Here is a 24578-nt window from a genome sequence, read left to right as displayed (position 1 = left end):
CCCAGAGTCCGTCGGGGATAGGTTTAGATTTGGCGCTTCTTCCTCATGTCGTCGAGGAATACGCATAATTTATGAAGCCGATTTTTAGCCGGGGTCCATCCCTGCAACTGCGGTTGTTCTTTGCCGTACTTGCCGCCATTATTTTGGTTATCGCTGATAGCCGATTGGGTACGTTTGTTAAAGTGCGCACCTATATGGACACCGCAGTTAGCCCTTTCTATTTTCTGGCCAATGGGCCACGCAAAGTTCTCGATAATGTGTCTGAAACTCTGGCGACTCGCGAACAGCTTGAGCTAGAAAATCGTGCATTACGCCAAGAGTTATTACTGAAAAATACTGACCTACAGCTACTCGGGCAATTTAAGCAGGAAAATAACCGCTTACGTGAATTGCTGGGTTCTCCGCTGCGTCAAGACGAACAAAAAATGGTGACTCAGGTGATGTCCAGCGGGACAGATCCCTATAGTGACCAAGTGGTTATCGATAAAGGTTCTAACAATGGCGTGTACGAAGGCCAGCCGGTGATCAGTGACCGGGGTGTCGTCGGGCAGGTTGTTGCGGTGAGTAAATTAACTAGCCGCGTATTATTGATTTGCGATGCTTCCCACGCGTTACCTATTCAGGTGTTACGAAATGATATTCGGGTTATTGCCGCAGGGAGTGGTTGCACCGATGACTTATTACTGGAACACCTCCCCAGCAACACAGATATTCGCGTTGGCGATGTGTTAGTGACGTCCGGTTTGGGCGGTCGCTTCCCTGAAGGCTATCCGGTCGCGGTGGTCTCTTCTGTCAAAGTTGACAACCAGCGAGCTTATACTGTGATTCAGGCGCGTCCGACGGCTGATCTACAACGCTTACGTTACCTGTTGCTATTGTGGGGTGCTGATCGTAATGGCGATATTCCACTGCCGCCTGATGAAGTTCGCCGCGTGGCGAATGAACGCCTTGCCCCTATGATGTCGCAAGTGTTACCTGCCGCTGATGCGATGGGGCCACCCGCACCTCCTGCTGCTGCGGCACCAGCTGCAATCACTGCACCGGGAGTCTCGCCATGAACCGTTACAGTAGCAATGGCCGCTGGGTTATCTGGCTCTCTTTCCTGATTGCCATGGTGCTGCAAATTATGCCGTGGCCTGAACAAATTTACATGTTCCGCCCCTCTTGGTTGGCATTGGTTTTAATTTATTGGGTGATGGCACTGCCGCACCGAGTGAATGTGGGCACCGGTTTTGTTCTCGGGCTGATTATGGATCTTATTTTGGGTTCAACACTCGGGGTGCGGGCGCTAGCACTGAGTATCATCGCTTATCTGGTGGCGTTCAAATTTCAGCTATTTCGCAATATGGCGTTGTGGCAGCAAGCGCTTATCGTGATGCTGCTTTCGCTAACCATGGATGTTGTGGTGTTTTGGTCTGAGTTTTTAGTCATTAATGTCTCATTCCGCCCCGAAGTATTCTGGAGTAGTGTAGTCAACGGCATTCTTTGGCCTTGGCTATTTTTGTTAATGCGTAAGATTCGCCGCCAATTTGCGGTGCAATAAGGACTTAAGACTCATGACCGCCCTGTATCTTGCTTCTGGTTCTCCGCGTCGCCGTGAATTATTAGCCCTGCTTGATGTCCCGTTTGAGGTGCTGAAAACAGAGGTTGAAGAGCAACGCCAGCCCGATGAGAGCGCGCAAGAGTACGTTCAACGTCTCGCGCAAGATAAAGCACGTGCAGGGGTGAAGGTCGCGCCACAGGATCTGCCGGTATTAGGGGCAGATACTATTGTGGTGCTCAATGGGCAAGTTTTAGAAAAACCACGGGATACAGCAGATGCCCAGCAAATACTGAGTGCATTGTCTGGGCAGCAACATCAGGTGATCACGGCGGTATCACTGGCTGATCAGCAAGATATCTTATCTGCCATGGTGGTGACAGATGTGACATTTCGCGTGTTATCCCCGTTGGAAATCAGTAATTATATTGCTACCGGTGAACCCATGGACAAAGCGGGCGCTTACGGTATTCAGGGGAAAGGTGGTTGTTTCGTCAGATCCATCACGGGCAGTTATCATGCCGTCGTTGGTCTGCCGTTGGTAGAAACCCATGAATTACTAAGTAATTTCATTGCGCTACGTAATGTGAGAGGAATACATGACAGCTGAATTACTGGTCAATATTACACCGTCTGAAACGCGGGTTGCCTACATTGATGGTGGCATCCTGCAAGAAATACATATTGAGCGCGAAGCTAAACGAGGGATTGTTGGCAATATCTACAAAGGCCGTGTCAGCCGGGTGTTACCGGGGATGCAAGCGGCTTTTGTAGATATCGGTCTGGAGAAGGCCGCCTTCCTCCATGCTTCCGATATCATGCCCCACACCGAATGCGTGGCCGGGGATGAGCAGAAAAATTTCAATGTGCGCGATATCGCTGAACTGGTTCGTCAGGGTCAGGATTTAATGGTACAGGTGGTGAAAGACCCCCTCGGCACTAAAGGCGCACGTTTAACCACCGATATCACCTTGCCTTCGCGTTATTTGGTGTTGATGCCCGGGGCCGCGCATGTCGGCGTTTCCCAGCGGATTGAAAGTGAAGTTGAGCGTGAACGGCTGAAAAAGACGGTAGCAGCCTATTGCGACGAGCAAGGCGGTTTTATTATCCGCACCGCTGCTGAAGGTATTGGCGAAGAGGAGTTATCCGCTGATGCAGCGTTTCTTAAACGCTTGTGGACGAAGGTCCAAGAGCGCAAAAAACGCAATATCACCAAATATAAGCTGTATGGCGAGATGGCCTTGGCGCAGCGCGTGCTTCGCGATTTTGCTGGGGCGGCGCTGGATAAAATCCGTGTCGACTCCAAACTGACTTATGATTTGCTGGTGGAGTTTACCAGCGAATATATTCCGGAAATGACCGAAAAACTGGAGCTGTACGCCGGTAAACAACCGATTTTCGATCTCTACGATGTCGAAAACGAAATTCAGCGCTCACTTGAACGTAAAGTTGAATTAAAATCAGGCGGTTACCTGATTATTGACCAGACCGAAGCCATGACCACCGTGGATATCAACACCGGTGCATTTGTCGGTCACCGCAATCTTGACGAAACCATTTTCAATACCAATATTGAGGCCACTCAGGCTATTGCCCGCCAACTGCGGATGCGCAATCTGGGGGGAATTATCATTATTGATTTCATTGATATGAGCAACGAAGAGCACCGCAGACGCGTATTGCACTCACTGGAACAGGCCCTGAGTAAAGATCGGGTAAAAACCAGTATTAACGGCTTCTCTCAGCTAGGCTTAGTCGAAATGACGCGCAAGCGCACGCGGGAGAGCATTGAGCACGTATTATGCAATGAATGCCCGACCTGCCGTGGCCGTGGCACGGTTAAATCAGTAGAAACGGTATGCTACGAAATCTTGCGCGAAATTGTCCGTGTTCACCACGCTTATGACTCTGATCGCTTCTTGGTCTATGCTTCTCCAGCAGTGGGAGAAGCGCTGAAAGGCGAAGAGTCCCATGCACTGGCCGAGGTGGAGATCTTTGTCGGCAAACAGGTCAAAGTTCAGATTGAGCCACTGTATAACCAAGAACAGTTTGATGTGGTGATGATGTAAGAGCCTCCCAGCCTTACAAGGTATGGTGCGATTAAGATCCGCTGCTCGCTTTGCAGCGGATGGCAAGGAGAGATGCGTGAGGCGACTGCCCAAGATAGTGTTTGCGACAGGTGCCACAATCATTGTTGTGGTAGCGCTGTTGGTCAGTGGGCTACGCATGATGCTGCCACTCATCAACGACTATCGTCCACAAATCGTGGCCAAGGTTCAGTCCATCAGCGGGATTCCACTGGAGGTGGGGTTCATGCAGGGGACGTGGGAAACCTTCGGCCCGACACTAGAATTGCGTGATATCAGCGCTAAATTGCCGGCTGCCTATTGGCAGGTGCAGCGGGTGACACTGGCGCTCGATGTATGGCAGTCATTACTGCACTGGCGCTGGCAGTTCCGCGACATGACCTTTTATCAGTTGCAGATGGATCTGAACACCACGCTGGATGAGCAGCAAAACAGCAGCCGTAACCTTGAAACCGGCAATATCACGGATATTTTCCTGCGCCAGTTGGACCATTTCGACCTGCGCAATAGCCGTATTTCATTCCTCACCCCCTCTGGCCCTCGTGCCGAAGTCGAGATCCCGCAACTGACTTGGCTTAATTCCCGTAATCGGCATCGCGCTGAGGGGCAAATCAGCCTTTCGACCATTAATGGTCAGCACGGTGTGGTGATGGTAAGAATGGACCTGCATGATAATCAGGGCATTTTAAATAATGGCACGGTCTACATGCAGGCCGATAATATCGATCTAAAACCATGGATTAGCCGCTGGTTGCACAACAATACTGGGCTGGACAGTGCTGAATTCAGTCTGGCGGCTTGGCTGAGTATTAAAAGTGGCGAAGTCTACAGTGGCAATGTTCTGCTGAGTCAGGGACAAGCCAATTGGACGGTTGCTGACAAAAGTCATCAGCTAGCTGTTGACAATTTTGTGCTGGAAGGCCGTCGTCAGGGCAATGGTTGGCAAATTGATGCACCGCAGTTGAGCCTTAAAACCGATGGGCAAGCTTGGCCCCAAGGGCAGCTCTCTGCACTGTGGTTACCTGAGAACACCCAATTTATTGGCCCAGACCAATCCCAAGAATTACGCATTCGCGCCACCAATATTCAGCTAGAACGTGTGGGGCCGCTACTCCCCACCTTGTCACTTTTTACCCCTGAATTAATGAATCGCTGGGCTGACTTACGCCCACAAGGAATTGTTGATGCGCTGGCATTAGATATTCCTATCAGTCAGCCGGAAAAGAGCCGTTTTCAGGCCAAATGGCACGATATTAGCTGGCAACACTGGGCGCTGCTGCCGGGCGTGAATAACTTCGCCGGGAGCTTAAGCGGCTCTGCCGAGCAGGGGCAGCTAGATATTAACCTTAAAAACAGCACCTTACCTTATGGCGATATGTTCCGTGCACCATTGGAAGTGAGTCAGGCCAGCGGAGCCGTGAACTGGCGGGTGGATGATAAGGGCTGGGAGTTGTGGAGTGACCAGTTGGATGTGAGGGCAAAATCGCTGTGGGGCAACGGCAGTTTCCGCTATCAGCAGCCAGATAAAGGGCAGCCTTGGCTGAAAATCCTGACCGGTATCCGCCTGTATGATGCCACCGAGGCGTGGCGCTACTTCCCAGAACCCCTGATGGGCAAAAAGCTGGCGGATTATCTGACCGAGGCGTTACAGGGTGGGCAGGTAGACAACGCCACACTGGTCTATAACGGCAATCCTCATGATTTTCCTTATAAACATAAAGAGGGCCAGTTTCAGGTTTATGTGCCGCTGCGTCACGCTACCTTCCAATTCCAACCGGATTGGCCTGCATTAGAGAATTTAGCTATCGACCTGAATTTCCTCAATGAAGGTCTATGGATGGACGCGCCCCATGCGATGTTGGGTAATGTCACTGGCAGTAATATCAGCGCCATCATTCCCGATTACCTGAAAGAGAAACTCTATGTCGATGCTGAGGTGATTGGTGAAGGGCGCGATGTCCATGACTACTTTACCACGACGCCGCTCCATGATTCGGTCGCTGAAACGCTGGAAGAGCTACAGGTGGGTGGTAAGGTTAGTGGGCGCTTACACCTAGATATTCCGTTGGAAGAGGGGCGCATCACCCATGCCAGCGGTGAAGTAACACTGAATAATAACAGCCTGCTGGTAAAGCCGTTGCAGAGCCAACTGGAAAATATCAGCGGCAAGTTTCGCTTCAATGATGGCAATCTCGATAGCGATACCCTATCAGCCAACTGGTTTGGGCAGCCGCTGACGGTTGATTTCACCACCCAAGAGCAGCCAAAGAACTTTTTGGTGAATGTCGGGCTACAGGGGGATTGGCTACCGGCCAAATTACCGGGCGTGCCGGATGAGGTGGCGAAACTGCTCACTGGTAGCGCCCATTGGCAAGGCAAAGTTGCGGTGCAATTGCCTAAGAATGGCAAGCCAGATTATAAAATTGACGTCACGGCGGACCTAAAGAAAGTGAGCAGTCACTTACCCCCGCCGCTAGATACAATAGGTGGTCAGGCATTACCGCTTCATGTACAGGTTATCGGCGGATTGGATTCATTTATGCTGTCGGGCAGTGCGGGGAGTAACAACCATTTCAATAGCCAATGGTTGCTGCAAAAAGATCATGTCGAGCTGGCGCGGGCTATCTGGCAAAACGACACCCAAAAAGTCCCCACGTTGCCGGAGGATAAAGCGCTGGTACTCAAGTTGCCGCCATTGGACGGTGAGCGCTGGCTGACCTTGCTGGCACCGGAATTGGCAACGGTGAGTGCGCCTTTAGCCTCATCTGCGCAACCTAAAATTAAGGGCAGCAGTGCCAGTGTCACTCTCCCTAAGCGGCTGATATTGGAGACGCCGCAATTGTTGGTCGGTGGGCAGGCTTGGCATCAACTGACACTGTGGGTCGAGCCACTGCTCACGGGCACCAAAGTGACAGCAAAAGGCAAGGAGGTCACGGGTAGCCTGCTGATGGAGGATCATGGGATATGGCACGCGGATATCGATTATCTCTATTACAACCCGCAGTGGGCAGCGAGTGAGGCGAAAGAGCCGCTGGCGCAAGCGGCGTTGCAGCCACCTGAAAGCCCCAGTAAAATCTCGTTCCGCGATTGGCCAGCCCTGCAATTGCGTTGTAAAGCTTGCTGGATTTTGGGGCAGAATATCGGGCGGATTAATGCGGATCTGACCCCCAAAGGCGATATTTTGACGCTGACCAATGGCCTGATTGAAGCGGGTAACGGGCGGGCGAAAATTAGCGGGCAGTGGCAGCAAGGGAGTGCGGGTGATAAAACCACGCTCAACGTGGCGCTGACAGGGCCAAAAATCGATGAGACCATCTCATTCTTTGGCCTGTCGACCCCCATAAAAGACGCCTCATTTGATATCAGCGCCGAGGTTAATTGGCGTGGTGTGCTGTGGCAGCCACAGATTAATACCCTAAACGGGACGTTAAAGAGTAGATTGGGGAGAGGGCTACTGACGGATCTCGGCGGTGGGCGTGCTGGACAGCTACTGCGGCTGGTCAGCTTCGACGCACTATTACGTAAGCTACAGCTCGACTTTAGTGATACGTTTAGTCGTGACTTCGCGTTTGATTCTATTCGCGGCACGGCCAATATCAAAAATGGTGTTATGCACACCAATGATTTAGTGGTAGATGGCTTAGCCGCCGATATTGGCATGAGCGGTAATGTGGACTTGGTGAAACGCCAAATTGACATGGAAGCAGTTATCACGCCAGAGATTTCGGCTACCGTCGGTGTCGCCACCGCCTTTGCAATCAATCCGGTGGTGGGGGCTGCGGTATTCGCCGCATCGAAGATTTTAGGGCCATTATGGAGCAAGGTCTCGCTGATTCGCTACCAAATTACCGGTAGTTTGGACCAACCGACCATCCATGAAGTATTACGTCAGTTAAAGGAGAGTAAGGCGCCATGAAAAATGCCAATGTTGCATTATTGCAGTTATGCAGTGGTGAAAATACCCGTGACAATTTGGCTCAAATTGAGCAACAGATCAAACAGTTAAACTCGGGTATTAAGCTGGTTCTGACGCCGGAAAATGCATTGTTGTTTGCCAATGCTGCCTCTTATCGCCACCATGCAGAACAGCACAATGACGGGCCATTGCAACAAGAAGTGCGGGAAATGGCTCGCCGCTATGGTGTCTGGATTCAAATCGGCTCGATGCCGATGATAAGCCGCGAGTCACCGGATCTGATCACCACCAGTAGCTTACTGTTTGATGACCAAGGTGAACTCAAAGCGCGTTATGATAAAATTCATATGTTTGATGTGGATATCAACGACATTCATGGTCGTTATCGTGAATCAGATACCTATCAGGCAGGGCAAGAGATCACGGTCGTGGACACGCCAGTGGGCCGCTTAGGTATGACGGTGTGCTATGACTTGCGTTTCCCCGGCTTGTTCCAAGCTTTACGGGCGCAGGGCGCTGAGATTATTACCGTCCCAGCCGCCTTTACCAAAATGACTGGCGAAGCGCACTGGGAAATATTATTGCGTGCGCGGGCAATTGAAAACCAGTGCGTGATTTTGGCCGCAGCCCAAGTTGGGCGGCACGGTGCCACTCGCCGCACGTGGGGCCACACCATGGCGGTCGATGCTTGGGGCAAAATATTGGGACAGAACCCCGATGCGGTTGCTGCCTTAAAAGTCAAAATTGAAACCACAGGTTTGAAAACCATCCGTAATCAAATGCCGGTATTGCAGCATAATCGCTTCTTAGCGCCGCTGGTGCCGTCATCGCATAAACCATCATCTAATTAAAGAGTGAAAACTATGAGCCTCTCGTTTGTCAGTGAGCAGTTACTCGCTGCTAACAAGCTGAACCATCAGGATTTGTTCTCAGTATTGGGGCAGTTGGCCGAACGTCGCCTCGATTATGCTGACCTGTATTTCCAGTCCAGCTACCACGAGGCATGGGTGTTGGAAGACAGCATCATCAAAGATGGCTCTTACAATATTGATCAGGGCGTGGGTGTACGTGCAGTCAGCGGTGAAAAAACCGGCTTTGCCTATGCAGACCAAATTACCCTGAACGCCTTGCAGCAAAGCGCCCATGCGGCACGCAGTATTGTGCGTGAATCTGGCAATGGCAAAGTCCATACATTGGGTGAGGTTCCTTACCAAGCGCTCTACCCATTGCTGGACCCACTGCAAAGCTTGTCGCGGGAGGACAAAATCGCGCTGTTGCACCGTGTCGATAAAGTCGCACGCGCCGCCGATAAGCGGGTGCAGGAAGTGAGCGCTAGCTTAACGGGCATCTATGAGCAGGTTCTGGTGGCTGCCACTGACGGTACACTGGCCGCTGATGTGCGCCCGCTGGTACGTCTGTCAGTCAGCGTTTTGGTGGAAGATGATGGCAAGCGCGAACGCGGTGCCAGCGGTGGCGGTGGCCGTTTCGGCTATGACTACTTTCTGGAGATGGTTGACGGCGAAGTGCGGGCGGATAACTTTGCCAACGAAGCGGTCAGAATGGCGCTGGTTAACCTGTCTGCCATTGCCGCGCCAGCCGGTGCCATGCCGGTCGTATTAGGTGCAGGTTGGCCGGGCGTTCTGTTACATGAAGCGGTCGGCCATGGTTTAGAGGGTGATTTCAACCGCCGTGGCAGCTCTGTTTTCAGCGGACAACTGGGCAAATTGGTCGCCTCCGAGCTGTGTACCGTGGTGGATGATGGCACCCTACAAGGCCGCCGTGGCTCATTGGCTATCGACGATGAAGGGGTGCCGGGTCAATACAACGTATTGATCGAAAACGGTATTCTGAAAGGCTATATGCAGGATAAGTTGAACGCACGACTCATGGGCGTTGCCCCAACGGGGAATGGCCGCCGTGAATCTTACGCGCACTTGCCTATGCCGCGTATGACCAACACCTATATGTTAGCGGGCAAATCGACCCCCGAAGAGATCATCGCCAGTGTGGAATATGGCCTTTACGCACCGAACTTTGGCGGCGGTCAGGTGGATATCACTTCCGGCAAGTTTGTGTTCTCCACCTCGGAAGCCTATTTAATCGAGAAAGGCCAAATCACCCGCGCGGTGAAAGGCGCGACCCTGATTGGCTCCGGTATTGAAGCGATGCAGCAGATCTCGATGGTCGGCAACGATCTGGCGCTGGATAAAGGCGTCGGCGTCTGTGGCAAAGAGGGCCAAAGCCTGCCAGTGGGTGTCGGCCAACCGACATTGAAGTTGGATAATCTGACGGTGGGTGGCACGGCGTAAGTTTTCGGTGGTCATTACTACTTTCAATATAAGTTTCGATGGCCTCTATGATTAGAGGCCATTTGGGTAAATTTAATTTAGGCTCCTGTATAGTTTCTTTATTCTCCTATTCCCACCCGGTTATTGCTAATGTCAGGGGTTATTTCTTTTTACTTAAAAGGTATTTTTTACCAAGGATAAAGGATAAGTCGGCTAATGAATCAGCATTGTGAGAGATTACATCAACTCTTTTCCTATCACTTGTTTTGAACTTCACCATCGCCGAATCAAGATCGGATGTGCCTGTAATTGAAATAAATCCATCTTTATTCTCAATTCTGTTCTTACTCAAAGTTTCTTTTAGGTTTTCCTTATAGTTCTGCTTAATATTTGTAGCATATAATTTTTTACTGTGATGTTCTAAATTGAGTAAGTCTGTAGATGTTATTGAATAAGATTCATTATTGCTTATCTTGTGTGTGTAAAAGTAGTCTTCTGAACCATTTAAATGTGATGTTTCATGTATAATGGTATGTGATCTTTTTATTGCATTAAGTGTGAGAAATATATCTGCAGAAATGAATATATTAGCTTGGGCAGTCTTTTGTCCTGCAGCACGAGTGACGGCTGCCACTGATTTTCTATCTCCAGTATTTTCAAAGAATCGTACGGCTTTCCCACCAACATATTTAAGTTCTAATATTGATTCACTTATGTTATTAAATATTTCATTTAAAGATATAAGTAATCTGGAATTTTCTGATGGAGAAAGCACACCAAAGAAACTCTCTAAAACTTGAGTTGTTTCGAGCGAGTTATCATTTAATTTCTCGATGGCTGATTTAATAATACTATTAGCGTCAAGATAGGAGTTAGTTACAATTCTCTTCGCTTGAGTGAAGTGCTTTATATTCTGGCGCTTACCAATGTCTGCCAATGTATCATATCCCTTAGAGATAAAATTGTATTTTACACCAGGTGACAACCCATCCTCATCCATCAACCCCACCGGATTATTCCTCACCATCCGATATAAATTCAGCCCATCCACTGTCCCTGCCGGATCGGCACTTAACCATCTGCCCAGCCACGGCATATAATAACGGAAGCCATAATAATATAGCCCGGTGGCGTCGCGCTCTTTGCCGGAATAACGGATGGTTTTGTATTTCGCCTCGAGGGTATGACGGGCGGCGAAGACGGCGGTGCCGCCGAACGGGTAATACTCCTCCTGACTGATAATATCGCCGTGAGTATCCAGCTCTAATAAACTGGAGCCGATTTGATTATCAAAACTGTAGCGCAACTGGTTGTTATCAATCCCCTCCGGTTTCCCCTGCTGCCACAGTAAGACTCGCACCTGCGCCCGACCCGCCGCGCCAAGGGTAATGACCTGAAAATCTTCGGTTAGCTCGGCACCCTGATGGCGGGTGCGCAGCTCCAGCCCCGGCAGGTAGGTGACTTTCGCCGTTTGGACGGTGTTATTGGTGTGCTGAATGCTTTGTTTGACCACCCTCATGCCATCGCTGCCGTACAGATAGCTCTCATAGTCATCACTGGCGCTGTTTTCCGCCCCGCGTTTCACTGTAGTGACCTGCTGCAACTGATGGCGTGCATCCCATTGCAGCGGCTGGCCCGGCTGTAATTGCTGCTGATTGCCAGCGGCATCGAATTGACTGCGGATATCGGCGGCGGTCAATCCATCTTGCTGTTGAATACCATGATTGCTGCTATCAGAAAGGGTAATGTGGGTGCTGTATTGGCTGGCCCCGACGTGCTGAATTTTCAGTAAATTACCGGCACGGTCATAGGTGTAACGGCGGGTGTAATTGACATACTGATTGCTGTCGGTCAGCAAACTTAAGGCGGGGAGATTGGCACTTTGCGCGCTGTTGCTGTCCGATTCGCGCCCTGTGGCCTCAATCAGTTGGTACAACGCATCATAACGGTAAGTGGTTTCCGGCACGATTTTCTGATTGCGGTAGAAGCGGGTGGCTTCGGCATCATTATGGATGGCAAGAATGTTACCGACCGGGTCATAATCGTAGCGCAAGTCTTGCAACAGGGTGGGCCGCTCACTCTGCGCCGGACGGGTGGTTTTGATGCCAATCAGGCGTTGGGTTTCAGCTTCATAGCGATATTCAGTGACCACCCCATTGCCACCCTCTTCGCGCAGTTTTTGTCCGGCAGCGGAGTAGGTGAGTGAGCGCACAATCTCCTGCTCGCGGCCCCCATTCAGTGTTAGCCAACTGCTGAACAGTTGCCCGGCGCGGTTATAGGCCATGCGCTGAGTATGGCCTTTGGCATCCGTCTGGGTGATTAACTGGCCGAGGGCATCAGTGGTGCTGCGGGTGACAAAAGATTCACCACTGAGCCGGGAAGCCCAACTCTGCTCTTCACCAAACCAATCCACTGGCCCGAGGGTATCCGTCAGTAAGCGGAACTGCTGTTGCAGCGGGGTGGCGGTGATTGACAGGCTAATTACCTGATGCAGGCCAGCCGTGTCGTAATGGCGAATGCACTGGCCGTTGAGATTACTGGCTTTATCTAACTTGCTGTTTTCACCATAGAAAAAGCGGTCGGTAATTGTTTTCAGCCCCCCTTGGGTTTGCTGCTGGTGCTCAAGCGGGCGGCCCAGTGCTGGCTCATAGGCGACCCAATGGCGGGTCTGTTTGGCATCCATACTGAGCAAGGGTCGGCCTTCAATATCAGCCAGTTGCACCGACGTGCCATTATCAACGCCGTCGGTATGCAGTGCTGCCCCACTGAGCGTGTGGTGGTAGCGGAAGTTATCGATCTCAAGGCGCGGATCACGGCTGGCGACCAACTGCCCGAGGGCGTTATAGCGGTTTCGGGTGATCAATTGGTCAGGCACATCACGGGAGTGAATGCGGTTATAGGCCAGTGCGCGAATGGCTAGCCCACGATTATCACTGATGGCGATAGCGGGGGTCTGTTCGCATAAGTCGGTCGGTAACATTTTAGTCATGGTGTAACTCCTTAATTCATTGTTTTTGCTGTTGTAAAAAAAGCAGTGCAGACTCACGACTGGTATTGCAGCGGGTCAGCGCCAAGCGGGTCTGCTCTACATATTGCGGATAATCCCCCCAAACCTTCACATTAAATGCTGGCATTTGGCAGGGCGGTAATAGGGCCACCGGGAAGGGTAAGCACTCATTTACCGTTACCGATGGCTTGTTGCTGCATGCGGATAACATCAGCAGGCACAGGCTCATCAGCACAGGGGTGACCTTTTTGTGCCGCACGCAGGCGCTTTTGTAGTTCACTGCTTTTTTCCCCTTCGACACGGTCCAGCTCCTGCGCTTTTTGGAGATAGGCGGTTGTCAGTAAGATTTGATTGTTAAGTTTTTGATTAATCTCTCCAAACTGCACAATTTGCTTGTTTAGCGCCACATTCTCCTGATTGAGTTTTTCCAGTGTTCGTCCGGTCTGAACTAGCCACATCATGATGGCGACCACCACCAGTGACAGAATGGTTTTGCCCAGTATCGAAAAGATGCGTAAATAGCTCATGGGTAGACCTCTCTCGGCAGCTCAAAATGTGGGCCATCTTTAAAGCTCTTCCAGTCGCCGCCCCATTGCAGCGGCAGCTCCATCTCTAGTGCGGCCTGCTTCATGGCCTTGGCGACCTGATGAAACGCCCCCCAATCCTCCCACGGGATTTTGTTGTTGATCAGCGGGGCCAAATCCACCGCATGGCCAGTCAGATGGCGGCTATTCAGGGTCTTGCTGCTGCCGTTGCGCACCAGTTGGCGCTGGCGCTCAGCGGTTTGTATACCTTCGATGACACGAAAATCGACCGTGCTCAAGGTCAGGGCGCGGCGGACGATCAGCACTAAATCTGGGTGTACGTTGCGCAAGTTATGCTCACTGATCTGTCCAAAGCGAAATTGGGGTTTGTCGTCGGACATAGCTTCCTCTCTTAGTTATTTAGGGGGGGCCTGATGGCCAAAAAATCGGTTCCAGATATATTGCAATGCGGTGCTGCCCATGGCACCAAACAAGCCAGCAATGGCGAATGTCATATAGCGGCTGCCGCCACTTTCGAAGGAGAACAGGCCACCAATCAATCCAGTAAAGCCGGAAACAATCACTTGACTGATGACGGCGACCCAACTCCATTCGTCCTCTTCGTTATCTTTATCCAAGATGTACCGCACCAGACCGCCCCAGGCAGAAAGCAGGCCGATAATGGCCCAAGTCAGGACAAAGCTATCGCCATCACTCAGAAAGGACATGTTGTCTACCTCTCTCTGTCAGCATCAGTGACTCTGACCGCCGTCCATGGCAGGCAGGGAAGTGACTTAGCCTGTTAATGCTTATTTTCAATGAGTTCGGCAGCGGTATCGTTCTCATCCTCGCTGATCACAAACCACGGGAAGTATTGCGTTCGGCGCAGGTAGCCTTTGGCGGTGATGACCTGAGACTCGCGCCCGAGTGGGTCATAGCGGTGGGTATCGGCATAGGCCTCTTTGCGGGCGCTATCATCACTGATATATCGCCAGTCATTGAGGAAGTAGGGCTGATAAGCCCGCACTGCCAGCCCTTTGTTGTCATATTCGACGCGGCCAGAGACGGCCCAGCGCTGCTGGGCAGCGGCGACGATTAACCCATTGCCATCGTGAGATAAGCTGCCATCTTCATTACGGAGATACGCCTCGCCCGCTTCCACTCGCTGCGCCGCTTGCAGTGTGCGGCCAAAACCATCACTGTAAACAATCACTTGCTGATGCTGCTGTGTTTGGGTATTGCGATCATAGCTATCAGTGACCACCGTCATGGCATGAGGCGGGGAGCGCCATGGCGAATTTATCTCCATGGTCATGAATTCACTTAATCGGTATTGGCTCTGCTGCAACCAACGGCGCGAGCCAAGTGCGCAGAGATAGCCCTCTTCGGTGATGAACTGGCTGTTGATTAATATTTCCCGCGTTAAGGCCAGCTTATTCTGTCCTTGCTGCTTGTTGTTCAACTCGTCGAGCCACTCATCTACCACCGCGTGGTGCGGTTTTCTCATCCAGCTAAAGGGCTGATAAACTGAGAATTGCGCCACTGGCAGAGTGTCGGATTCCGCATCGATAGCCTCGTCAATGCTCGTGGGAGGGGTGAAGGATTTCGCTGAGGGGTGGCTGAAGCCGCTCTCCACCACTTCATCGCCATGGAGTTCGCTTCCCCAGAAGCGCGAAGAGGTCACTCGGCCCAAAGCATCCAGTGCAATGAAATGCTGGTTATCATTGATATCCGTCAGCAGATACGGCGTGATAAAGCGGTAGTCATAGTCGGCGTGGGTGGTGCTGCCATCAGCCAAGGTGAGGGTGATCACCGCACATTGGGTCTCATCCCAATGCAGTTGGCTATAACCGACCAACGCAGAACTGCGTTGTTTTTCAGGACGATAGAACTGGCTGGCATCAAAATAGTCCGCTAACCCACGACGCGCCACCCAGACATCCGACTCACCTGCTTGGGCGAACAGGCGCGGAGCTAGCTGATAACCGGCGGCGATGAGCTGCTCATCTCGCTCTTTATCGTTGGGGAACAAGGTATCCAACGTCGTGAGCGAGATAGCATCAAATTCGGCGCTTTCACTGCCGATGACCAGCCCTTGCAGTTGATATTCTGGGTGATAAAACAGCTCGTTTTGACCCGTATAGCACTGCTCAAGTGGGGTGCCGAGGGCCGTTTTTTTATCGGCGACGATTTCGTAGCTCAGGCCATTAACCGGAACTACCTCAGCCGCATAGGTCAGTACATCACTGCGCTGCCGCCATGGCAGGCCGAGCAATAAGCCGCGCTCCTCGACAATATTCTGGTAAGCCTGCTGGCTTTCACTGAGGCGCAGCCACTGTTGCTGCTCGTCATAACTACTGGCCCAGTGGTCGGCCGCTAACCAAGAGTAGGGGGTGACACTTTCCTGTGGGCGGCGTGGATAATTAATCGCCACGGTGTGCAGCGGATGACCATAGATATTGCTGCGTATCACAATCTGCTGGCTGCATTGTGGATCTTGGGCGATACGTTCGTAGTGGTAGCTGAGTTGCTCTAGCGGCAATGGCATCACGATGGGTGACGCTTGCTCGTTACCGCTGACCACCACCAACCGCACCTGATAGCGGCTGCTGTTGGTGGTGTAAGGCACATCATCTTGTCCGCTGTCATCTAAACCATATAGCTCGCTGTGCAACAGGCTCCCTTTCAGTGCTCGAGCCAACCAATAGTGCGGCACTGGCGGGGCGGCGGGCAGTAAGTCATCACTTTCAGTGGAGGGATTGAAAGTGGTAAAACGGGTGTCACCCAATGCATAAGTGTGCTCATCACCTTGCCAATATTCGGCCTGATAGCGGCTCTCATCACCTGCGCGACCAGTATGGAACCAGCTACGACTGAGGGAGGGCGGTGTGCGCTCAATGGCCGAACCTTGCGCATCAGCGTGGGTATCCCGTGTGTCTACCCGGCCAAAACCTCGGAATTCGCGCTCCACGCCATCATAAAAACCGTGAGAGTAAGTGGCTTGCTGGCACAGGCTGTTGCCAGTGATTTCATCAAATTGCGTGGTTGAGGCCAATAGATGCAGCGGGAAGGGCAGGCCGCAGGCGATTTTTTGATGTTGACTCGCCGCCGCGGCTTTTTCATCCAACCAGAACTGGGCGGAGCTGCGGTAGGCTAATCGGCTCTCAGCCCCCATGTTGTTATTGACGGTGCATAACAGATAGGGCTTGGCAGCGACGAAATCATAGCGCCAATGGCGGGTCGCCATATGCGGCACACTCAGCAATAAGCTGGTGACCCCCAGACCTTGCACATCAGCCAGTGTCAGTTGGCAGCTATGGTCATAGCGCACCGCGTGCGGCAGGGGCAAGGTCAGCGGTTCGGCAAAGGCATTACCGCACTGATTGCGATAAATCAGCAGGTGATCGCGGTTGGCGTAGATCAAATCCACTGTGCCGGAGCCGTCGATATCCGCCAGCCACACTTGCTGTGGATTGAAACTCTCTGCGGGCTGGCTGAAACCGCTCAGGGTAATGGGTTTGCCAAAGTGCCCATGACCGAGATTCGGCCAGCAGGTGACACTATTGTGGCGCACTCGCAGTAAATGTTGTTGCCCGCTGCCCAGAGGATCACTGAACGCGACTAACTCGGCGTCACTGGCTCCGGGGATTGGTAGAGCAATCGCGGGATCTTGGTAGACCTGTTGCGCGGCAGCAAAACCATCACGCTGGTTAGTATACAGACGCACACTTTTCGGCCCGATTAAGGCCAGATCAGAGATGCCATCCCCAATCAAATCCGCCAGTTGCGCCTGCGGGTGGAAATATTCGGCGGGCAAGGCGGATAGCGGGGTAAATTGTGTCCAGCTCTCATCGGGGGTGCGGCTAAAGTAACCCGCCACCCCCGGCTGACTGACCACCCAATCCAGCCGCCCATCGCCATTGATATCCATCAAACTGGCGTTCTTTTGCAGGGCCGGGATTTTGGGCAGCACTTGCCCTTGGCCATAGCTGACGCCATTTTCGCTGTCGGCTTGCCGCACTGGCGGGTGATAGCGCCAACTGCCGTTATCTTGGTATAACATGCCCGGCAACCCTTCACCGTTAAGGTCAACCAACTGATAATAGGCATTAAATTTGTCCCATTCGGGCATGGCTTGCCAGCTCTCTCCTGTCTCTGGCTGGAAGGGCTGATAGTCGAACTCCAGTGGCGGCAAAGTGAGCGCCGTGCCGTCTTCCTCATGGGCGACTTGCTGGCAACTGATGAGCTGGGTGGCATAGGGGCTGACCAGATAGTTCAGCCGCAGACGGGCGACCAGCGCCGCCTCGCTTTGGTTGGTATCACCAGAAAGCAGTTTTAGGTTATGGAACATCAGCACTTGTTGGCAGAGGCGACGGGTGCGCAGCTCAAAGCCATATTCGTAGCGAGAGAAGGGATCTTGGCGGCATGGCCATTGGGCTGTGGCAGGGTACTGTGGCACCACCGACAAACTATTTGGCCGTTGACCATAATCCAATACCAGTGTAAACAGCCACTTATCCTCCGCCGCTGCGGGTTTTTTGAAGGCGTACAGGGTGTCGCTGGCGTGTAGATTGCCGTAGCGCACCTGCTGCAAATAGCGCTGAACAGTGGCGTGTGGGTGGACTGCCTCCTCTGCCGCATCAATACCGCGACTATCTTCGCTCTGGTAGTCATAGCAGATATGTTCGCCCGTCGATGAGACTGACTCTTCCAGCAACCACTCGGCAATATGGCTTGGGTTTTCAGGGGCGGCGATCTGCGCCTGTGCGGATTTGCCCAGACAATGCTGCTGACCCTCGGCGGTGTAAATGAGCCAGAATGGGGTCAGGCCGGAGGTTGAGTCTTGCGGGTGCCATAGCTCTATGCGGTCAAATCCCCCCTCAATGCGCGGCTGATAGCGGGTGACAGTAAAATCGGCAGACGTGTAGCGGGTATCTTTTGAGGTTTCATCTGTGGCTGAAACCGCGATCAGCACCTCGCCATTTGGGCCGATAAATTCATCGCGTTCATCATAATGGGGGGTGCCATGGCTGGTACGGCGGCGTATCGACAGGATGCCCAGTTGCCAGCCCAAGCCAAAGGCGCTGTTACCGCTGCCGCTGTTGTAACTCAGTGCCAGCCCCGGCGCATAGCCGCGACCCGCCGAAATCGGTAAAGGTACCGTTAAACTGGCTAGCCCACTTGGGCCGATAGCCCCCAACGACTCTCCCATCCCTGCAATCGCCCCGCCCCCTTTAGGCAGCGATAATGGCGCGACACCCACGTGCTGTTTGTTGTTTTCCATAATGGACTCCTGTCAGGCCACCTTGATGGCGGCCTGTTTGGTTAAGTGACGGTGTTATCAGGAACGAATGGTGTAGCGAATATGCAAAATGATGTCGCTCAGGCTTTGCAGCAGCCCTTGTTGCTTGGCAGTTGCATTCGGGAAGCGCAGTACCAGTGCGCCTTGGTCGCTAATATCAATTCCTTCAAAGGGCAGATATTTGCCGTCATTGAAGTCCAACTGGAACTGGCCGCTATCATTCATGCCGCGCGAAATTGCCATCGCGGTACAGCCATTTGCCAGCCCGCTATAGCTGCCGTCATAACTCAATGTCGCTTGCACATCCTGATATGGGCCTAACAGGGCGGGGAGGGTGACGCTGATCTGTTTGATGCGACGTTTTTCGCCTAAATGCATGTTGGCTGGATAGTCATCCATTAGCGCCAACTCACTGATTTTGATGGAGGCGCTTAAGATGTCATCTTTGATGCTGACGCCATTGCCGCTATCACCTACCTCCTCCTCTGCCCCTGTGCTGCTGACGTAATCCGCGACTTTTTCGCTTAAGTTAAAATTGGCTGACTTTTGATAGATCTCCGCCAGTGAAATTGTCCGCTCCACTTCCAGCGCGCGCTGGTCTTCGGTCAGCCAGATATTTTCCATTTTTTGCAGATTCAGCATCAGATCTTCACCTGCCAGCAGACCCTGATACAGGTCATTCCAACCCGCATTGGAGAACAACTGCTGGGTTTTGCTGGTGTCAATGTCGCGCTCCAGTGCACTTTTTGCCATCAGGCACAGCGGTTGAGCGGCATCAAACAGTTGGTAATAGAGGCCAGACAGGCGGCCAACCATCCAGTTGTACAGCTCTTTGCCGCTAAAGCGGGTGGTCTGCATTTGGTAGATCGCCAAGGCGTGGGATTGCTCCATCTCCGCCAGATTGCGCTGTTTTTCCGCCATCGAGATTTGCAGCACCAGACCGGTGAGCTGCGCTTGCAACTGCGCCACCTCTTGCTCGGCCAGTGTTTTCTGCAACTGCCACTCTTCAGCACGGCGGGCATAGTTGCCTTTGATCTCTTGTATCCCCGCCCCTTGATCAAGGCTACCCGCCGTTATCTGGATGCCCCAACTGATGGACTGAGTTATCGCCCCCCAATGGGAACCGCCGTCGGCCAGACCAAAGATATTCGGCGCAGTATCTAACGCCCCACCTACCGTCAGAGGCACAATGGCCGTCAGCCCAAGAGCTTGTGCCGCGATGCGCATCTCTAGCGCTTTTTGCTCATTGCTGGAAATGCCGTTGTTAACCTGTTGCTTATAGTAATCTCGCCGTGCTTCAGCCCCTTTTTTCACCACTTCAGTGGCGGCGCGGCTGCTTTGCAGGATGGCGATATTAGTATTTTGGAGATCGCGGGTTTGCTTCAGCACTTGCTGCTGCTGTTGCTGTAGCAGCAAGCCCAGTGCCTCGCTATCTTGTTTTTCCAATGCCATTTGTAGCGTATTGCCAAATTGCATCACGGAGCCGACGGCACTTTTGGCGCGTTCCAACAACAGAGGGAAGCGGTACACACTGGTGCTCGCCGCAATCTTGTTGAGGGAGGTGCTGATACCCGCCCCAGCACTGTGCTGGCGCTGCAACTCTTTTGGATCGATTGGCGTCGCAAATAGCGGCAAGTGCAGAGGTTGCCCCTCCAAACTCAGATTGTGGCGCAGGTTATACAGCCGGATATCCAGCTTATCCCAATAGGCGAGCAGTACTTCGTTGTAGGGCGGCAAGAAGTGGCGGTCTGCGGCTTCTGCTGTGGCTTTTAGACTCAGGTTTTTCCAGTCATGTGAGATTGGGATGACGGGCCGTGCCCCCAGTAATTGGCTGGCCTGAATGTAATACATTTTGGCATCCACCAGTGTGTCCCGCTCCAACTGGCGATAGGCTTGATCCCCTCGGGTAATGAGCACATCCAGCGTGCGCATAAATACCGCGAGCTTATACTGCATGGGATCATTCATGGCGATCACATCAGGATCAGTGGTGGCTAGCGTGGTACTGCTATCCCAATCTTTATCTTTTTGCAGCGGCAAAATATTCCAGTAACGAGTGTTGCCCCCATCTTGCTGTAATTGACCACTCCCATTGCGATAACCGGCGCTATTAAACAGGAATTTTAACCAGCGCTCGGCATCATCAAAACGTTGCTCAGTCAGGAAGCGGGCGGAGGCCAGAAGAGGAATATGGAAAAACAGCTCCCACAGATAAATACCGTAGGACTCGTTAAAAGCAGTCAATCCGACCTGACTCTCTTGGACTTTATAATCTAAGAGCGCATTAGCCTCCTCCTGTAGCTTACCCAGTAAAGGTAAGGAGTTAGGAGAAGTTAAATTAACCGGAATGTTAGTGATGATTTCATTGGACGTTTTAGTGAATTCATCAGTTTCAAAATGTATTATGTAATAAATAGAGGTTAATTTTTTATTCCTTACTTCAATGCGTGAAGGTGAGTTTTCTATTTCTTTCGAACTCCCATCATCATAATTAATTACTATTTTATCAATGTTTTTTTTCGCAAAAAAACAATCGACCATAGTGAATTTTTTAATTATTTCAATACTTATTGGAACTACATCAGCGTCTGGACCATTTCTAAATATTTCTATTTCTCCTGATGCAGTAAAACCGTCTGGATTTTTAATGTTATATATTTTATCTATTTTTGATAAAGTAATTATCGGCGCTGGTGGTGTTTTTTGCATATCTAATTTGTTATATTTACCTGCTTCTCTTTTATGTAATGCCACCCAAGTGTTATCATCATTTTTATAAGAGAAATTGTGGTAGTTGTGCGTTTCTTTACCCCCCCCTGACTTGGTGATCTCTTCAGTACTTGGCCAGTAAATATAGAGTCTATTGTCGTTCCAGAATAGACGAATAAAACTCTGTTTTAATGGGTCAATGTTGATATTGACCTTTTTCCACTCTGACCAAATGTAACCTTCCTTGACCTGATTGGCTTTGCGGCACGAGCGCCAAAAATATTGATAAGGGGTGTGTTGACTGCGGCCAATAAAGTAATGGGTGTTTTTCTCACTGACCTCAACATGGGCGATGGTCTCCAGATGGCAGAGTTCATCATACTGAATGAGATATTTTTGCAGCGCCTTGGTAATGGCGTTCTCAGTCAGTTTTCCCTGATTAATACTCTGCTCGAACGCGGTAAAGAGTTCGGTTTTATTATAGCGTAAGGTGGGATCAATATAGTCTGCAGCATAGTATTTCAGCTTCTCTTTACCCGCCCAGCGGGCATAGCGCTTATTATAGGTGCTCCAGTTATGCAGGAATTGATCAGTGCTAAAGTGTTTTGCCACTTTATCGGCTGCGGTATCAGGCTCGACACCTTCTATACTACGTTCAATATAGAGTTGCAGGCTACTGATCGCCTCGGCAACTTTGGCCGTTTTTACCTCACCGCCGATTTTGGTGTCCAGCAATAAATATTGGTACAGTTCGTCGGGGGTATTAATATCACTTTTGCCAAATGATTTATTCGCAATGGCATAATTGACCAGTGCATCACGGCGTGACTCATTGATTTTTTTCAATACGGTAGCATTAGACATAAGTTATATCCTATGAATTTATTTTGGTTGAGATGATTTATTAAAATTTATGAGTTAAATTTTCTGCTACAACTTTAATTAAAATCCCATTTTGGTGATTACGATCCTCTGTCGCTAATGCTATTAAATTTAAAGAAATGTTAAGCGGGATATCTATATCAACCTGATTAATCAGACTGATGTGCTTATAATATTCATTCACATCAATAAAGCTATTTGGGAATTTAAATTTATGATTTATATTGTTTGGGTATTTGTGTATTTCAATGTAATTAATTATATGTATGGTTTGCTGATGATCCCATCCATGAATTTCAGCTAGTGTAGTTATATTGGTATTGTCATCATTATCACCGAGCAAAGATAAATAACGCAAAGCTTCTGCAATCGGAACTTTCACTTGCTGTTGCCAGGCCTTAAAATCAGCCAGCAAGATTAAAAGTGATAAACTCGGATGCAAGGGTGTTTCAGTACCACTGAATAATTTTGGGTGCAGAATTAATTCAATATCTTGCTGCGTCAATTTGGCCCATTGTGCTATCAGAACATATTGGCTGAGTTCTTGGCACTGTTTCACTAATCTTGGATTCTGCTCCAGTTTTTCCAAGGTGGGTTTGTCGGCAAATACTTGAGTGATGGCGTTACTAAATATCTCCAGTGTAAAAGCCGAATTATTATTTTCTAGCCAGCTGATCAAACCGGCAACGACCTCGGTTTTTAAATGAAAACCGGCAGCCAAACTGCGGCACAGACTCTGCTTCAATAATACGGGGTCGGTTTGGTTATCCATTGAGTGATGAATATTAGACAGGAAATTAAATAACTCGGGTGTGGCGGCTGTACTGTATTGAGGGGTTATCATGGCATTGAGTGCAGCAAGATCCAATTTTTGCTCGCTCATCCACTGCACAATATTTTCCAGCATATTGATAGTATCCAGAATAACCGCGACTTTCCCGCCCGCGAGGTTTTTTATCGCCTCAGGTTGGTGACTTAAACTAAATAATATTTCTGCTTGCGAAAAACTCATGCCGAACAGGCGTGGGATGGTAGCCAGTCGATAGATCTGGCTGAATTTTTTCTCATCCATCTGAATATTGGCGGTTTTACCTACACCGAAGCAATTCTCTGCAATGCGCAGTAACTCCTCCTGAGTCACACCTAATGCAGCGTTAATCAGGGGTTGTGACTGTGTAAAGTTGAGTACCGCATCTGTCGGCACCATGTCACTGCCATCTGCGCGACTGAAAATTTGCTGATGAAAACTGGGTTCATCATCTGTGTTTTTTTGGTTTAGCGTACTGACAATCGCGGTGAATTGCTCGGCGGAGAGTGCATATTTCCGCTGTAAGCGCACATATTCCGCGAGTGATGCCAGAATCTGCTCTTTGCTGGCATCACTATTGGCGCGAATACTATCAACCAGTGCCTTAAGCTGGCTGATACTGAGTTGAGTGACGTGAGCTAACCGTTTACCGCTATTTTCATCCAGTGGTGACTCGGTTTTAATCAGATCATAGCTGGCCGAATTTAACCCCAATTGTTCTTGTACCAACGCGGGAATTAACTTCAGGGGTTGCAGAGTGTCGCCGGTGCTTAATTGGGCCGCGATATCGCGCAAGCTAGTTGATTTACTCTCGAGCACGGCATTAATGATGGTGAGATTGTCATCATAGGGCAGGATAAATGAATCATCGGCTGGGTTACCGGCGTGCTGGGTGAGGTCACTCAAGGCCACTTTGCTTTGCAATGTTTCCAGCAAAATATCCAGCGTAGAGACCTCTTGCCGCATCAACTTATCACTCAAGACCAGTTTTTGCAGGTCTGGGCGGCGTTTATCAATATGTAGTGCACTCTCTTTACCATGTAACTCTTGGGCTACGTTGTATAACTCACACAAGTAGCGGCCTGGAGAAAACATTGATTGAATTGATGACGGAGCAACATACTTATTTGCTCTCGCGGGAATATCCCCCCCTGTCAGTGATGCCGTTCTTGGCTGGGGAGTGGCCTCTTCCGGCCTATTGAGTTTAGCGATGCCATGCAACACTGGGTCATGGCGTAATTGCTGCGCGCGTTTCTCCGCATTTTTTGGTCAACTTCATCTTTCGCCCACTGATAAAGTATGTGTGCTTTTTCAGCCGAGCCATTGGCTTTCACTACCTGCTCAGTAAATAGCGCGGGGCTTTCTGCCACCACATCGAAAGCGGTATTAAATTCTGGAATATTCAGAGCCTTAATTTCATTTTCGAATTGTGTCTCAATTAACACCGAGTGACTGTTTGTATTTGGCATATAATACCTCTATATGATTAGATTATGGAGATGCTGATAATAGAAC

16 protein-coding genes are annotated in these 24578 nt (G+C 50.6%); 7 read left to right on the top strand and 9 right to left on the bottom strand.

Annotated elements, in window-relative coordinates; translation table 11 throughout:
- The first annotated feature begins 71 nt into the window (after positions 1-71).
- The 7 genes from mreC to tldD all read left to right on the top strand — a co-directional run bounded on the left by mreC (position 72) and on the right by tldD (position 9852).
- Positions 72-1058: a rod shape-determining protein MreC gene (mreC, locus tag HRD69_RS03230; protein WP_004875763.1), complete on the top strand. Its 987-nt coding sequence runs from the start codon at positions 72-74 to the stop codon at positions 1056-1058.
- Positions 1055-1543, top strand: coding sequence for a rod shape-determining protein MreD (mreD, locus tag HRD69_RS03225; protein WP_032814839.1), 489 nt, complete (start codon positions 1055-1057; stop codon positions 1541-1543). Before mreC ends, mreD begins: the two co-directional genes overlap by 4 nt.
- 13 nt (positions 1544-1556) lie before the next feature.
- On the top strand, positions 1557-2150 hold the full coding sequence (locus HRD69_RS03220; RefSeq protein WP_004875765.1) for a Maf family protein: 594 nt from the start codon (positions 1557-1559) through the stop codon (positions 2148-2150).
- A complete protein-coding gene (gene rng, locus HRD69_RS03215) occupies positions 2140-3609 on the top strand; it encodes a ribonuclease G (protein ID WP_032814841.1) in 1470 nt (489 codons plus the stop codon). Before HRD69_RS03220 ends, rng begins: the two co-directional genes overlap by 11 nt.
- A 76-nt stretch (positions 3610-3685) precedes the next feature.
- Positions 3686-7543, top strand: a complete 3858-nt coding sequence (gene yhdP / locus HRD69_RS03210) for an AsmA2 domain-containing protein YhdP (RefSeq protein ID WP_032814842.1) — start codon at positions 3686-3688, stop codon at positions 7541-7543.
- Positions 7540-8394, top strand: a complete 855-nt coding sequence (gene nit1, locus HRD69_RS03205) for a deaminated glutathione amidase (RefSeq protein ID WP_032814843.1) — start codon at positions 7540-7542, stop codon at positions 8392-8394. The genes yhdP and nit1 overlap by 4 nt, the downstream gene beginning before the upstream one ends.
- A 12-nt stretch (positions 8395-8406) precedes the next feature.
- The gene (tldD, locus tag HRD69_RS03200; protein ID WP_004875769.1) at positions 8407-9852 is read left to right on the top strand and encodes a metalloprotease TldD; all 1446 of its coding nucleotides are present in this window, start codon (positions 8407-8409) and stop codon (positions 9850-9852) included.
- A 139-nt stretch (positions 9853-9991) separates the two neighbouring features.
- Here the strand turns inward: tldD and HRD69_RS03195 are convergent, their stop codons facing one another.
- The 9 genes from HRD69_RS03195 to HRD69_RS20550 all read right to left on the bottom strand — a co-directional run bounded on the left by HRD69_RS03195 (position 9992) and on the right by HRD69_RS20550 (position 24532).
- A complete protein-coding gene (locus tag HRD69_RS03195) occupies positions 9992-12820 on the bottom strand; it encodes an RHS repeat domain-containing protein (protein ID WP_080545045.1) in 2829 nt (942 codons plus the stop codon).
- 16 nt (positions 12821-12836) lie between these two features.
- The gene (gene lysC, locus HRD69_RS20495) at positions 12837-13049 is read right to left on the bottom strand and encodes an Rz1-like lysis system protein LysC (RefSeq protein WP_152412098.1); all 213 of its coding nucleotides are present in this window, start codon (positions 13047-13049) and stop codon (positions 12837-12839) included.
- Positions 13006-13365, bottom strand: coding sequence for a DUF2570 domain-containing protein (locus tag HRD69_RS03190; protein WP_032814844.1), 360 nt, complete (start codon positions 13363-13365; stop codon positions 13006-13008). Before HRD69_RS03190 ends, lysC begins: the two co-directional genes overlap by 44 nt.
- On the bottom strand, positions 13362-13763 hold the full coding sequence (locus HRD69_RS03185; RefSeq protein WP_032814845.1) for a M15 family metallopeptidase: 402 nt from the start codon (positions 13761-13763) through the stop codon (positions 13362-13364). The genes HRD69_RS03190 and HRD69_RS03185 overlap by 4 nt, the downstream gene beginning before the upstream one ends.
- A 15-nt stretch (positions 13764-13778) precedes the next feature.
- Positions 13779-14090 (bottom strand): phage holin family protein, encoded by a 312-nt coding sequence (locus HRD69_RS03180; RefSeq protein ID WP_004875774.1) that lies wholly within the window; start codon positions 14088-14090, stop codon positions 13779-13781.
- 74 nt (positions 14091-14164) lie between these two features.
- Positions 14165-18646, bottom strand: coding sequence for a SpvB/TcaC N-terminal domain-containing protein (locus HRD69_RS03175; protein WP_004875775.1), 4482 nt, complete (start codon positions 18644-18646; stop codon positions 14165-14167).
- A gap of 57 nt (positions 18647-18703) precedes the next feature.
- Positions 18704-22237 (bottom strand): Tc toxin subunit A-related protein, encoded by a 3534-nt coding sequence (locus tag HRD69_RS03170; RefSeq protein ID WP_004875776.1) that lies wholly within the window; start codon positions 22235-22237, stop codon positions 18704-18706.
- A gap of 40 nt (positions 22238-22277) precedes the next feature.
- Positions 22278-24158, bottom strand: coding sequence for a Tc toxin subunit A (locus HRD69_RS03165; protein ID WP_004875777.1), 1881 nt, complete (start codon positions 24156-24158; stop codon positions 22278-22280).
- A 59-nt stretch (positions 24159-24217) separates the two neighbouring features.
- Positions 24218-24532, bottom strand: a complete 315-nt coding sequence (locus HRD69_RS20550; RefSeq protein ID WP_050413208.1) for a hypothetical protein — start codon at positions 24530-24532, stop codon at positions 24218-24220.
- Between the last annotated feature and the right edge of the window lie 46 nt (positions 24533-24578).

The sequence above is a fragment of the Yersinia mollaretii ATCC 43969 genome (assembly GCF_013282725.1).
Classification (GTDB): Bacteria; Pseudomonadota; Gammaproteobacteria; order Enterobacterales; family Enterobacteriaceae; genus Yersinia; species Yersinia mollaretii.
This window is presented reverse-complemented; position numbering and strand designations above follow the sequence as displayed.

Excerpts from the sequence above, each read along its gene's own strand:
- HRD69_RS03185 (WP_032814845.1), bottom strand. The coding sequence starts at position 13,763 with ATGTCCGACGACAAACCCCAATTTCGCTTTGGACAGATCAGTGAGCAT.
- mreD (WP_032814839.1), top strand. The coding sequence starts at position 1,055 with ATGAACCGTTACAGTAGCAATGGCCGCTGGGTTATCTGGCTCTCTTTC.
- HRD69_RS03190 (WP_032814844.1), bottom strand. The coding sequence starts at position 13,365 with ATGAGCTATTTACGCATCTTTTCGATACTGGGCAAAACCATTCTGTCA.
- HRD69_RS03165 (WP_004875777.1), bottom strand. The coding sequence starts at position 24,158 with ATGTTTTCTCCAGGCCGCTACTTGTGTGAGTTATACAACGTAGCCCAA.
- tldD (WP_004875769.1), top strand. The coding sequence starts at position 8,407 with ATGAGCCTCTCGTTTGTCAGTGAGCAGTTACTCGCTGCTAACAAGCTG.
- HRD69_RS03175 (WP_004875775.1), bottom strand. The coding sequence starts at position 18,646 with ATGGAAAACAACAAACAGCACGTGGGTGTCGCGCCATTATCGCTGCCT.
- HRD69_RS03170 (WP_004875776.1), bottom strand. The coding sequence starts at position 22,237 with ATGTCTAATGCTACCGTATTGAAAAAAATCAATGAGTCACGCCGTGAT.
- HRD69_RS20550 (WP_050413208.1), bottom strand. The coding sequence starts at position 24,532 with ATGCCAAATACAAACAGTCACTCGGTGTTAATTGAGACACAATTCGAA.
- lysC (WP_152412098.1), bottom strand. The coding sequence starts at position 13,049 with ATGTTATCCGCATGCAGCAACAAGCCATCGGTAACGGTAAATGAGTGC.
- nit1 (WP_032814843.1), top strand. The coding sequence starts at position 7,540 with ATGAAAAATGCCAATGTTGCATTATTGCAGTTATGCAGTGGTGAAAAT.
- HRD69_RS03195 (WP_080545045.1), bottom strand. The coding sequence starts at position 12,820 with ATGACTAAAATGTTACCGACCGACTTATGCGAACAGACCCCCGCTATC.
- HRD69_RS03180 (WP_004875774.1), bottom strand. The coding sequence starts at position 14,090 with ATGTCCTTTCTGAGTGATGGCGATAGCTTTGTCCTGACTTGGGCCATT.
- rng (WP_032814841.1), top strand. The coding sequence starts at position 2,140 with ATGACAGCTGAATTACTGGTCAATATTACACCGTCTGAAACGCGGGTT.
- mreC (WP_004875763.1), top strand. The coding sequence starts at position 72 with ATGAAGCCGATTTTTAGCCGGGGTCCATCCCTGCAACTGCGGTTGTTC.
- HRD69_RS03220 (WP_004875765.1), top strand. The coding sequence starts at position 1,557 with ATGACCGCCCTGTATCTTGCTTCTGGTTCTCCGCGTCGCCGTGAATTA.